This window comes from Verrucomicrobiia bacterium, assembly GCA_035629175.1.
Classification (GTDB): domain Bacteria; phylum Verrucomicrobiota; class Verrucomicrobiia; order Limisphaerales; family DASXHY01; genus DASXHY01.
The window spans coordinates 113,657-126,502 of sequence record DASPIL010000023.1; the positions used below are offsets into that span (position 1 = coordinate 113,657).

Below are 12,846 nucleotides of genomic sequence, written 5' to 3' on the forward strand. Positions count from 1 at the left end.
TCTGGAACACTTCATTTTTCCCGCGAAATAGTTTCCCCCCGGCAATTCTGTACGTAATCCTCCTGATTTAAAAATTCGGTATTCGATGACATTGAATGGGCCCGCGTTGTTTCTATGCTTGTGGACAAGAATGAATTGACCCGGTGACTTCCGTATGGATTATCTAATGACAGTGACCGCAGCAGGAAAGGCTTACTTCGTTTCGCATGACACCCGGGGTAGACAGAGGATCGTCAGGCGTGAAGCGATTGTCACTTCAACGGGGACCGACCTGGTCGGACGGAAGCAATCGCGATCGCAATTTTTCTATACCTTGGTGAGCCCACTCTCGAAATGAAAACCCTCCTTGTCCTGGCTCCGCATCCGGAGCTGGCCGAGACCCTTCGTGCGGGTCTCAGCCCTGAACAGTATCGTATTGTCCACCGCGCCGGTGTTGAAGAAGCGGAGCCGCTGCTCGCGCACGGCCTTGCCAACGCCTGCATCGTCGATGTGGAACTTGCGGGCGTGCAGGAGATTTGGATTCTTGAGAAGCTGCGCCGCCGCGCGCCGCGGTGCCCGATCATTCTTTTTACAGGTTCAAAGCAGGCGGAGTGGGAGGAGGAGGCGTATCTCAAGGGCGCCACTCACGTGTTTGCCAAGCCTGTGCGAATGCGCATGTTCACCGCCATGCTGGAGCGCCTCTGGACTGTCCCCGCTGCCGCGGAAGCTCCCCACACGGAAAAGCATCCCCACGAGGTCGCCAAGCCGCCGGAGCCGGCGCAGCTTTCCGGTGCCGCCGCACAGGCCAGCTATCAAAGCCTCGGCGCCTTGCGCGGGTTCTCAGCCATCCTCACCCATTCGCTTGACGCCGATGCAATGCTCAAGCAGTTCCTGCTGTTGCTGCGCGAGTTGATCGGCATCAACCGCGCCGCGGTGTTTCTGCATCAACCCGTCCAATGGATGGGTGAGCGGCTCCCGCTCGAACAAGGCCGGCGCCTCCGCGCCGCGTGCGCCATCGGCGTTGCGCCGGGACTGCTCGAGCACTTCGAACTCTCGTTCGAAAACGGGATTGGCGGACAGGTGTCGCGCCTCGGGCGAATCCTGCGACGCCACAGCGAAGAAGCGCGCCGGGACGCGGAAACTCAAAAAGAATTTGAATTGCTCGGAACACAGGTTGCCGTGCCGATTCTCGACCGCGAAACCGTGGTCGGAGTGGCTGTGTTCGACGGCCATATCACGGGCGAACCGCTGGCAAACGGTGAACTGGAATTGATCTTCCATCTGCTGGAGCAGGTCGGGCTCGCAGTCAAAAACATCTGGCTGCATGATCAACTGGGATCGAACCACGAAATGATGGCGGGCATTCTCCGCGAGTTGAACAATGCGTGCGTGGTCGTGAATCGCGATCTCGCCGTGCTGCACTCCAACAAGACGGCCCGCAGGTTCTTCACGGTTTCCAATCGGCGAACGGGCGAATTGGAATTCAGCGACCTCCCGCAGTCCATTGGCGCCAAAGTTTATCAGGTGCTGAAAACCGGGACTGCAATCCCGCCATTCAAGTTCCAGCCCGAAGGGGTTCCAGGCGCGGTGTACAACGTCTCGATCGTTCCCTTCCAGCGCCAGACCGGAACGCAACCCGCATCGGCGTTATTGATGGTCGAGGACCTCACCCAGAGCGAACAGTTCCGGCGGCTGGAACTCGAGACCGCGAATCTGCGCCTCGTCCGCACCATGGCCGATCGCCTGGCACACGAGATTGGCAATGCGATGGTGCCGCTTTCGACCCATCAGCAATTGCTCGCCGACAAATACAAGGATCCTGAATTCCGGGCCTCGCTGGATGCAGCGCTGGCGGATGGCGTCAAGCGCGTCACGCGCCTGATCAATCAAATGCGTTTTCTGGCGCGCGATTCCGTTCTCGCACAGGAGGCATTCCCGGTGACGCCGTTGATCGAGGAAGCCTACCAGGAAGCGCGGAAGCATCAGCCCGTCAAGTCGGCTGAGTTCCAATACAAGGACGAGGACAAGCCGTTTGTTGTAACGGGCGACCGCGCTGCGTTGAAGCACGCATTGACCGAAGTGATCATCAACGCGCTGCAGGCCAACCCATCGAATGCAAAAATTGGCGTCAGCCTGCATGAACACGCAAACGGAAACGGCCGGCCCGCGCTGGAAATCCAGGTCCAGGACAACGGGACGGGTTTCACTTCCGAGGCGGCGCAGAATGCACCGTCACCCTTCTTCACCACCCGCAATGTCGGGCTGGGGCTCGGCCTCACCGTCAGCCGCAAGATCATAGAAACCCATCACGGCAAACTGGAAATCGTCGCGCCGAAGAGCGGACAGTCCGGGATCATCCGCATTTCGCTGCCCGTTGACGCCGCGCCCCAAGGCTGAACCGCTACAAGCAGGGCAGCGCGATTCGCTGCAGAAGTGCCGCGTGTGTTCGGCGGGAAAGGTTGCACCCGTCGGAGCGCGCCTACGGCAGGAGCCCGCGCTTTTTCAACATCGTTTCCACCGCGCGGTCCATCAGGAGTTCCGCAAGAGGTTTCGACGTCTCGTCGAGCTGTGCGCACGCGGCCTTCAGCTGGGCGACATCGCCGCTCCCGCTTTTCTGCGATTCCGATTTGATCGAGCTTTCAACAACGGCCAAAGCCTGCTCCAGTTCAGCGCGATAACCCGCATCCAGCTCACTGGAGCACTCATCCAGCGCCTTGCGTGTCGCGTTCACCAGTTCGGCTGCCTTGAGTTTCGCCTCAATCCACCGCCGTGCAGCGAGGTCTTCGAAGGCGTGTTCCACCGATTCTTCAACCATCTGCTGAACGGCCGAGTCATCCACATCCACCGCTGACTTCATTTCCACGATCTTTTCGTTGCCTGTCCGCGTGTCGCGCGCGAGGACGTGCAGGATGCCATTGGCATCAATTTCGAACTGCACGCCCACCCTGGCGGCGCCCCGCGGCGCGCGTTCGAACTCCAGCGTGAATTTGCCGAGGCTCCAATTGTCGCGCGCGCGCTCGCGTTCACCCTGCAACACGTGAATGAGCATGCTGGCCTGATTATCCATTGCGGTGGTGAACATCTCGCCTGCCTTCAGGGGAATGGTCGAGTTGCGCGGAATGATCACGTTCATCAAGCCGCCAAAGGTTTCGATCCCCAGTGAAAGCGGCGTCACGTCAAGCAGGAGCAGATTTTGGAATCCGCCAGACAGAATCTCGGCCTGAATCGCAGCGCCCAGCGCAACAGCTTCATCGGGGTTCTGCGATGTGTTTAGCTGCGGGCCCGAACCGCGATGAAAATCCTCCCCGATGCGGATGCCCCCGCGGGTTTCCTCAAAGTCCGCGCATTCGAACCATTCGCTGACGAGCTGGCGAACGAGCGGCATGCGCGTCTGGCCCCCGACGAGAATCACCTGATCGAGTTCGCGCGGCTCCAGTTTCGCGTCAGCGAGGGAACGCAAGCAATGCTCGCGTGTCCGCAGGATAACGTCGCGCGCCAGTCGTTCCAGTTGGGCCCGTGCAAGCGTGCAGCCGAAGCTGTAATCAGGGGTAAGGAAGGGAAGGGTGATCTCCACCTCGGTTTCTGCTGACAACCGGATCTTGGCCTGCTCGGCCGCTTCGCGAATCCGGGACAACTGCGTGAGCACGGACGCGGATGGAAGTGTGTCCTGCAGCGATCGCGTTGCCGCCGCGCCGGGTGCGAACGGCTTCAGGTCTGGGATGTGAGGCGCGATTTGTTCGACCAGGAATTCCATTACGCGTTGATCGATGTCGTCTCCACCCAGTCGCGTGTTGCCATTCGTGGAGAGCACCTGGAAGACGCCGCCCGTCAGTTCAAGTATCGACAGGTCGAACGTGCCTCCGCCAAGATCGTAAACTGCGATCCGCGCTTTTTCGTGCAGCCGATTCAGGCCATACGCAAGCGCCGCGGCTGTCGGCTCGTTGATGATCCGTTCAACCGCGAATCCTGCCAGTTCGCCAGCCCGTTTTGTCGCATTGCGTTGCGCGTCGTTGAAGTAGGCGGGCACGGTGATTACCGCACGGGAGACAGCTCCGCCCGTATAATGCTCCGCATCCTTCCTAAGCTTTTTGAGAATTTCGGCAGAAACCTCCTCGGGCGTGTAATCGCGCCCATGGATCGGGATTGTCACCGCGCCTCCTCCCTCGGTCTTCACCCGGTAAGTGACCGATGCCTCGCCCGATACATCCGAGCCGCGGCGGCCGATGAAGCGCTTCACCGAGTAAACGGTTTCGTCAGGCCGAATGAGGCGCAGTCGATTCGCGGGATGCCCAACGAGCGGAGCCGAGTTGTTGGCTGAGTAATGAACGATGGACGGGGTGAGGCGGTTGCCTTCTGAATCAGCAATCACCAGGGGAATCCCGGAATCAACGAGGGCCACCAGTGAATTGGTGGTGCCGAGGTCAATGCCGACAATTTTGCTCATAGGAAAGGTGGACTGTGAGACAACCTGCTCATCAAATCAACATTCCAGCGATCCTCCCGCGTCAGCGGAGCGCCGAATTGCAGTCGTATAGGTTCTCTTTGCTTGCATGGGACATAGCTCTCAATTCGAACGCGATCCGGTTGCTTGGCGATCTTAAGGCGATCGCAAGTCGGCGCTCCGACGGTCGGTGCTGCCGAGGCGGCCGGGGAAAAAGCTTGGCAACCCGCGTGCTTGATTCTCTGATTTGATATGAACTGCATCGTCACCGCTGGTCCAACCTACGAAAAAATGGACCAGGTACGCCGTCTTACCAACTTTTCCACAGGCCGGCTGGGTATTGAACTGGCGCGTTTTCTGACAGAGCGCGGACACGATGTCACTCTTCTTGTTGGCGAACAGGCCACATACGGCGGGGAGCGGCGGGCGAACCGGATCGAAACGTTCGCCACGACTTCCGACCTTCGCGAATGGTTTCGCGCCTTGGCAGACGCGGGGGCTGAAGCGATCTTTCACACTGCTGCCGTCAGCGATTTCAGTTTCGGAAAGATCTGGCTGCGACTGCCTGATGGCGAAATGTCGGAATTGAAAAGTGGAAAAATATCCACGCGCCAGGGCACGTTGATGGCCGAATTGGTTCCCACTCCCAAGATCATCTCGGAACTGCGTGACTGGTATCCGAAGACCCAGATCATTGGATGGAAATACGAAGTGGAAGGTGACCAGGCAGCTGTGATTGCCGCGGCGGCGCGACAACTTCATGAATGCCTTACCGATGCCTGCGTCGCGAACGGCCCCGCGTATGGCGAAGGCTTTGGCATCGTTGTCCCAAACGGCAAGGTGACCCACCTCGATACGATTCCTGGCCTCTTCGACGCGCTTGAAGCCCGCGTTCGGAAATGATTCACTTGCCGCAATGAGGCGGAAGTTTTCCCGGCGAAAGTTCCTCGCTGCAGCAGGTGTTGCCTTGCCAGCGCTGTTGATGGGTCACGCGGCGTGGGTGGAACCAAAGCTGTACGTGAATCCAGGAATTGGATGGTTCACTCTCCCCTTGAGATTCAACTGCAGGCCGGAGCTTACTGTCTTCGAGATTTGAAGGTTCAGGAATGGCGCGGGCTTGCCACCTCCAACGTTGAATGGCGAACGGCGCGTTTGTATTGTGCGTTCGATGACTGCGCCGAACCAAGCTGAGTCGCTGCTGCGGCGCCCGGTCATGTCATTGTGGGGCGTGGGTGCAGAGCGCGCGCGCTTGCTGGAGCGGTTGCGAATACACACCGTGGAGGATCTGCTTTTGCACAAGCCCCGGCGTTACGAGGATCGCCGCCGCTTCCTCGCCATTCGTGAACTCCAACCCGGCCAACCCGCGTGCGTGCGCGGAATCGTCGTGGCTTCGGGAGTCAAGCGCTGGAAGAAGGGCGCCCGCGCCATGTTCGAATGTGTTCTCGAGGACAGCACCGCGCGGCTGCATTGCCGCTGGTGGCAGGCTTTTCCCTGGATGGAGGAATACTTTGCTGTTGGCCGCGAGTTTGTTGTCTTCGGCAAACTGGAATCCCTCCGCCCGCGCATCGTGGATCACCCCGAAACCGAGCTCGTGGAAGCGGGTGAAGAAAACCTCGTTCATCTGAACCGCATCGCCCCGATTTATCCCCTCACCGAAGGCCTGCCACAACGCTGGCTGCGCGGGCTCATCTGGCGAAGTGTCGATCAACTCATGACAGGCGGCAGTTTTCCTGAGTGGAACGCGCTCGATGAGCGCTTGCGGTTTGCCCGCACAGAAGCCGCGTCGCTGCCAGGCCGTTCCAACGCCGTCACCATGCTGCACTTTCCGGAAGAGTTCGAGGATATCGAAATCGCGCGGCGCCGACTGGCGCTTGACGAATTCGTCGATCTCCAGGTGCACATGCAGCAACGTCGAAAATTGTTTGAATCACGTTCAAAGGCACTGCCCTGCGGCGGCGACAATAATCGTCTGATGAAGCCGTTCCTGCAGGTGCTTGGATTCAAGCTCACCGCTTCACAGGCGAATGTGCTGCGTGAAATCCGGCACGACCTTCGAGGCGAGCATCCGATGAGACGCCTCCTGCAAGGCGATGTAGGTTCGGGCAAGACGGCAGTCGCAGCGTGCAGCGCTCTCATGGCGCTGGAATGTGGATTTAACGTCGCGCTAATGGCGCCGACCGAAATTCTGGCAGAGCAGCATCACAGGAATTTTTCGCGGTGGTTTGAATCTCTGGGCGTGAGAGTCGAGCTGCGAACGGGCAGCACGAGGGCCGCTCTGGCTCACGGTTCACGATCGCTGGAGGAAGTGAAACCGTTGCTCGTCATTGGAACGCACGCGCTCGTTTCCTCCGGGTTTGAAATCCAGAAACTCGGGTTGGTGATCATCGATGAACAGCACAAGTTCGGAGTCGCCCAACGCGAGCAACTGGTGCGCAAGGGACATTACCCGCATCTGCTTGTGATGACTGCGACGCCGATTCCGCGAACATTGGGGCTGACGCTGTATGGGGACCTGGATGTTTCCACGATAGACGCCGCGCCGCCGGGCCGCGGAAAAATCAAGACGTTCGTGCGCACCACGGACACCCTGCCGAAGGTCTGGAGTTTCATTCGCGAGAAGCTTGCGGCCGGCCGGCAGGCCTATGTGGTGTATCCGCGGGTTGAGGAAAACCAGGGGAACGAGGTGAAGGCGGTGATGAAGGAATTCGAGGTTTTGAAACGGCAACTCGCTCCGTACTCCGTCGCAATGCTGCATGGACGCATGAAGGCTGCGGAAAAAGAAGGCGTGATGGCTGAGTTTCGCGCGAACCGCGTTCACGTGCTTCTGGCAACGTCCCTGATCGAGGTGGGCGTGGATGTGCCGAATGCGACGGTGATGCTGATCGAAAACGCAGAGCAGTTCGGGCTGGCCCAATTGCACCAGTTGCGCGGCCGCATTGGGCGCGGTGTGCACGACTCGCATTGCATTCTGGTCTCGGCGGCAGGGAACATTGAGGCGCGTGAACGGTTGCAGGTGCTGGAGGCAACCAGGGATGGATTTCAAATCGCGGAAGCCGACCTTAAGTTGCGCGGGCCGGGTGAATTGCTTGGCAAGGACCAGAGCGGCGTGCCCGCTTTCCGGTTTGGAAATCTTGCGCAGGATCTTGAACTTATAAGTTTCGCACGAGAGATCGCACGCGGAAGGTAGGTAAGTTTTTACTTGTGCTTTGGAACCGGATGCGAAAGTTTACGGCCACTATGAAAAGGATACTATCCCTGTTCGTAATGTTGGGTCTCGTGGTTGCCGCGGTGACGGGTTGCAGCCAGGCTGAAGAAACTCCGGTTGCGCCGGAGACGACAACGAACGCTCCCGCTCAGTAAGGATTCCCTTTCGGGGGATTTCGAATTCACGCCGGACACCGGGTGTCCGGCTCTTTCTTGTACGCGTTCCTATTCTCCCCCCATTGCTTTAAATGGGCCTTTCACCTAGCCTCGCGCGCATGAACACCTGTCTTCTTCCCTGCCTGCTTGCGGGCGCGATGCTGGTTGGTTGTGGTGAGCGCCAGAATTCCGGCGCGTCCGCCGAGACGAACGAGGCTTCGAGCCCGCTGACAGCCCCGGTCGATTACCTGGGCGCAGTAGGAAAGGGCCAGCAGACGGCAATCAAGACAATCGATACAGCCGCGATCAACCAGGCGATCCAATTGTTCCAGGCTGAACACGGCAGAAATCCAACGAGCCTTGACGAGCTGGTGAAGACCAAGTTTTTGGCGCGGATTCCAGACGCTCCGCACGGGATGAAGATTGTGTACGACGCGAATGCCGGGCACGCTAAAGTGGTAAGACAATAACTGCCGTCATTTCTGCTTAGACCATGTTCGACTGGATCACGAACCCAGAAATCTGGATCAGCCTGGTAACGCTGACGGTGCTCGAGATCGTTCTCGGCATCGACAACATTGTCTTCATCTCGATCCTCGCCGGCAAACTGCCACCCGAGAAACAGGCAAAAGCGCGGCAGCTCGGATTGTCGCTGGCCTTGATCACGCGCATCCTGCTCCTGTGCGGGCTGGCGTGGATGGTCAAGCTTACCGCACCGTTGTTCCATATCCCCGCCTTTTGGTTCGTTCACGAACCGCATCCCATTTCTGGCCGCGACCTCATTCTCCTGGTTGGCGGGCTCTTCCTGCTCTGGAAAAGCACGCGTGAAATTCACGATAAACTGGAAGGCGAGGAAGAACATGTTTCGGGGAAGGTGGCGCCGACGTTCAGCAGCGTCATTATTCAGATCCTGCTGCTCGATATCGTCTTTTCGCTGGATTCAGTGATCACGGCGGTGGGAATGGCAAAATATATAGGGGTCATGATCGCAGCGGTTGTCATCGCCATGGGCTTCATGCTGGTTTTCGCCGGCCGGATCAGCAATTTCATCCACCGCCATCCGTCACTGAAGATGCTTGCGCTGAGCTTCCTGATCCTGATTGGCGTGGCTTTGATCGCCGAAGGTTTCCATCGCGAGATTCCCAAGGGTTACATTTACTTCGCCATGGCATTCTCGGTCGGCGTTGAATCGCTTAACATCCGCACACGCACCAAGTCCAAGCCTGTGAAGTTGCATCAGCCGATCCAATAAGCTCACGAAACCCGCGCCGCCCAACATCAGCTTGCCCGCGGAAATAAAGCACCTAAGCTACGGCCATGAAAATCATCAAAACGCTCGCCCTGTGCATCTGTGCCATGTCGCTTCTGTCGTCAGGTTGCAAGTCGCCCGACTGTTGCGCAGATGGCATGTCTGAAATGGCGGCTTGTGAGATGGCGTGTTGCACCGAAGCAGGTGCGACCTGCGAGAATTGCCCAAAATGTTCCGCGAAGAAGTGACGGCGCGAGCCTGCGCCGCCTTGTCATTCAAAGCACGAGCAACAGCTTGCGGATTTCCTTCAACCGCGCCCGCGCTTCCTTCTTCGTCAGGCGCGGGAACTTTCCTCCAACCATGATGTAATCGCCTCGGCGGCTGAGCATCACCTTGTCTTCCTTGACCTCGAGGGTTGTAATTGCGCGTTCCGACGCGAGGCGCTTCAGCTCGGCAACCTGCAGTAACAACTCCACTGCCGGCGGAACGGGGCCGAAGCGGTCCCGAAGTTCCCGCGCAAGGGCTTCAAGCGATTCCTTGTCGGTTGCCTGCGCGAGCTTGCGATAGATATCAATGCGATGCTGCGGCTCCGGCACGTAGCTGTGCGGCAGAGCGGCCCGGGCGCTGGAGTTGGCCAGATCCGTCGGCTCGCCAACCGCCTCTCCCGTCGTATCCAGGAAATCGAGGCGAACGCTCACCGCTACACGAGGCTTGATCTTCTCGCCTTTCAACGCAGAAACGCTCTGCTTGAGGAGCTGGCAGTAAAGGTCGAATCCCACGGCTGTGATGTGTCCGCTTTGCTCCGACCCCAGCAGGTTCCCGGCGCCGCGTATTTCCAGGTCGCGCATCGCTATTTTGAATCCGCTTCCCAGAGTCGCGTATTGCTTGATCGCACTGATGCGTTTTCGCACATCGGTCAGCAACCCCGCGTGTCGTGGCAGCAGGAGATAGGCGTAAGCCTGGTGCTTGTAGCGCCCCACACGTCCGCGCAATTGATACAGTTCGCTTAAACCAAAGCGATCCGCGCGATCGATGATGATCGTGTTGGCGTTCGGGATGTCCAGGCCGCTTTCAATGATCGTGGTCGACAGCAGCACATCCGCCTCACCATTGACGAACTGTGTCATCACTCGCTCCAGGTCGTCGGCGTCCATCTGTCCGTGCCCGACCACCATCCGCGCCTGAGGCACCAGCGTGCGGAGCTTCTGCTCCATCGTGTGAATGGTCGTCACGCGATTATGAAGAAAGAAAACCTGGCCGCCACGGTTCAGCTCGCGTTGAATCGCATCGCGAATGAGACGCTCGTCATATTGCGTGACGATGGTCTCAACAGGCAGGCGGTCGTGGGGCGGTGTCTGGATGGCGCTCATGTCCCGCGCACCCGTCAGGGCGAGGTAAAGCGTGCGCGGGATGGGCGTCGCGCTCAGCGTGAGCACATCCACGAGCTTGCGCAGGGTCTTGAACTTCTCCTTGTGCAACACTCCAAAGCGCTGCTCCTCATCGATCACGACGAGCCCAAGGTCCTTGAAGACGACGTCCTTTTGAATCAATCGATGCGTGCCCACCACGATATCCACCGCGCCGACTGCCAGATCTTCAATCGCCCTTTGTTGTTCTCGCCGCGTGCGGAAACGTGAAAGCAGTTCGACGCGAACGGGGTAATCGGCCATGCGCTCGCGAAACGTGTTGAAATGCTGCTGGGCGAGAACGGTCGTTGGAACGAGAACCGCGACCTGCTTGCCGTCCATCACCGCCTTGAACGCCGCACGAATCGCCACTTCGGTCTTGCCGAATCCGACGTCGCCGCAGATGAGACGGTCCATCGGCTTCGGCCGTTCCATGTCGGCCTTGGTTTCGGTTATGGCCTGGAGTTGGTCGGCTGTCTCCTCGTAGATGAAAGAGCCTTCGAATTCCCGCTGCCACGGTGTGTCCGCCTTGAACGGGTGCCCTGCCTGTGAATCGCGCGCGGCCTGGATCGAGAGGAGATCAGCCGCGACGTCACGCACCGCACGCTCCGCATGTTCCTTCGCTTTGTTCCAGCGCGTCCCACCCAGGGTGTTGAGCGGCGGACGAACTTTTCCAGCACCCACATACTTGCTCACCAGATGCGCTTCCGTCACAGGCACGTAAAGCTTTGGCGCAGGCTGGGCGGGATCGCTGGCGGCGTATTCCAGCATCAGGCATTCGATGTTTCCTGCCGGATTCGCCTTGTCAGTCGGTTTCGTTCCGGCGCCCGCAGGCAGAAGTTTCAGGCCGAGGAATCGGCCGACTCCGTGTTGCACATGAACAACGAGGTCGCCTTCCTCGAACTCAGTGAAATCAATGTCCAGGGCTGAACGCGCGGCCACCGCGTGCGAAGACTTGAGCCGTCGCGGACGCTGCACCTTGTAACGTCCAAAGATCTCCGCATCCGTCACCACCACCAGCTTCGCGTCGTCCGCGATGAATCCTCGGGCAAGCGATCCGAGGTGCAGGATCAAGCCCGGTTCGGCCAGCGCCGCTGCGGATGTTTCACTGTTCGAAAGCGGGCGGTCGTTCCAGATTTCCACGAAGCGCTGCTTCTCTCCGTCATTGTTGCAAAAGACATGAACAGCGTAGCCCTGGCGCAACCAACGATGCAGTTGCTGGAAAAATCCCCGCCGCTGGGCCTCGGCGACCTGCGGTTCGGGCGCGCGATCCGGCAACGGACGAAATGCATCGAGACTCGGCAGGTTCAGCTCAGTGTCTTCGGGCTCAGTCGCTGGCACGGAAACGCCGACTCCGTCTGCTCCGCCTTCGCGAACTGCGATTTCACTCATTCCGGCCTGGCGCATTTCCGACTGGAAGGCTTCCCATTCCAAATGCAGACGATCGCCAGGGACAACCTGCCGCGTGTAATCTTCAGCGCGTTCGCGTAGCAGTGCCGGCTCGCAAAATAGAAAAATCGTTGAGCGAGGAAGATAGGTGAGCAGGCTCGCGGGTGGCGCGCCGTTGTCACCGATCTGACGCAGCAGGCCCAGCTCTCCGCCTGGCGCAAGCGTGATCGATTCAATCTCCTCCCGCGACATCTGGGTCTGCGGATCGAAATACCGCAACGATTCCAGTTCGTCGCCGAAAAATTCGAGCCGCACTGGCCACGGGCTGGTGAGAGGAAAAACATCGAGAATGCCGCCCCGTAACGCGATTTCTCCTTTTTGCGTTACCTGCGCTTCGGGTTCGTACGCCTGGTCTTCAAGCCATTCGATCAAATCGAGCGGCTCGCATCGATCGCCCCGCCGCAAAGTTCGTGTGCGCGCATCCAGAGTCTCCTTCGCAAACGTCTTCTGCATTAACGCGACAACGCTCGTAATGATTAGGGGCGGATGCGCGTTCGGCGGCTGGGGACGGGAAAGTCGAACCAGGGTTTCCAATCGATCGCTGATGACATCCGCCTGCGGAAGCTTGGCTTCGTGCGGCAGGATTTCCCATGAGGGATAAAAGAGCGGCCGTTGACGAAGATTGGTTGCATTCGCTGGTTCGGCTGCTCGCAACCACGTCTCCACATCCTGCTCCACGGATTCCTGCGTTTTCAGTGTGTCAGTGACAATGACAACGGGAAATCGTCGCAGGTGATTGTGAAGCGCAATGGCGAGGAACGGCTGAGCGGGAGCGGCCACGCCGTGGAGACGCACGGCGCCCCCTTCCTCCACACGCCGCATCAAGGATTGCGCGGCGGGAGTTTTTACAAATTGAGCAAATAAATTGCCTGCCGCGATGTCAGCGGTGGAATGCGTCAAGCGCAGAAAACCTCGCAGGGGGCCGCTTGTGCGTCAAGGCGTGGAAATCGCGACCAACCCGG

At 59.0% G+C, this 12,846-nt stretch carries 7 protein-coding genes; 5 read left to right on the plus strand and 2 right to left on the minus strand.

Annotation, left to right across the window (positions count from 1 at the left end):
* Window positions 1–333: 333 nt before the first annotated feature.
* On the plus strand, window positions 334–2,376 hold the full coding sequence (locus VEH04_04090) for an ATP-binding protein (protein HYG21939.1): 2,043 nt from the start codon (window positions 334–336) through the stop codon (window positions 2,374–2,376).
* A gap of 82 nt (window positions 2,377–2,458) precedes the next feature.
* On the opposite strand, the gene VEH04_04095 is transcribed toward VEH04_04090, so the two are convergent.
* On the minus strand, window positions 2,459–4,423 hold the full coding sequence (locus VEH04_04095; protein HYG21940.1) for an Hsp70 family protein: 1,965 nt from the start codon (window positions 4,421–4,423) through the stop codon (window positions 2,459–2,461).
* A 249-nt stretch (window positions 4,424–4,672) separates the two neighbouring features.
* Between VEH04_04095 and VEH04_04100 the strand changes: the two genes are divergently transcribed.
* The 4 genes from VEH04_04100 to VEH04_04115 all read left to right on the plus strand — a co-directional run bounded on the left by VEH04_04100 (window position 4,673) and on the right by VEH04_04115 (window position 9,032).
* Window positions 4,673–5,323, plus strand: coding sequence for a phosphopantothenoylcysteine decarboxylase (locus tag VEH04_04100; GenBank protein ID HYG21941.1), 651 nt, complete (start codon window positions 4,673–4,675; stop codon window positions 5,321–5,323).
* A gap of 265 nt (window positions 5,324–5,588) precedes the next feature.
* On the plus strand, window positions 5,589–7,607 hold the full coding sequence (gene recG, locus VEH04_04105) for an ATP-dependent DNA helicase RecG (protein HYG21942.1): 2,019 nt from the start codon (window positions 5,589–5,591) through the stop codon (window positions 7,605–7,607).
* A 292-nt stretch (window positions 7,608–7,899) separates the two neighbouring features.
* Window positions 7,900–8,250: a hypothetical protein gene (locus VEH04_04110; GenBank protein ID HYG21943.1), complete on the plus strand. Its 351-nt coding sequence runs from the start codon at window positions 7,900–7,902 to the stop codon at window positions 8,248–8,250.
* A gap of 23 nt (window positions 8,251–8,273) precedes the next feature.
* Entirely contained in the window at window positions 8,274–9,032 is a 759-nt protein-coding gene (locus VEH04_04115; GenBank protein ID HYG21944.1) for a TerC family protein, read from the plus strand.
* Between the two features lie 272 nt (window positions 9,033–9,304).
* Here the strand turns inward: VEH04_04115 and mfd are convergent, their stop codons facing one another.
* On the minus strand, window positions 9,305–12,784 hold the full coding sequence (gene mfd, locus VEH04_04120; protein ID HYG21945.1) for a transcription-repair coupling factor: 3,480 nt from the start codon (window positions 12,782–12,784) through the stop codon (window positions 9,305–9,307).
* Window positions 12,785–12,846 lie beyond the last annotated feature (62 nt).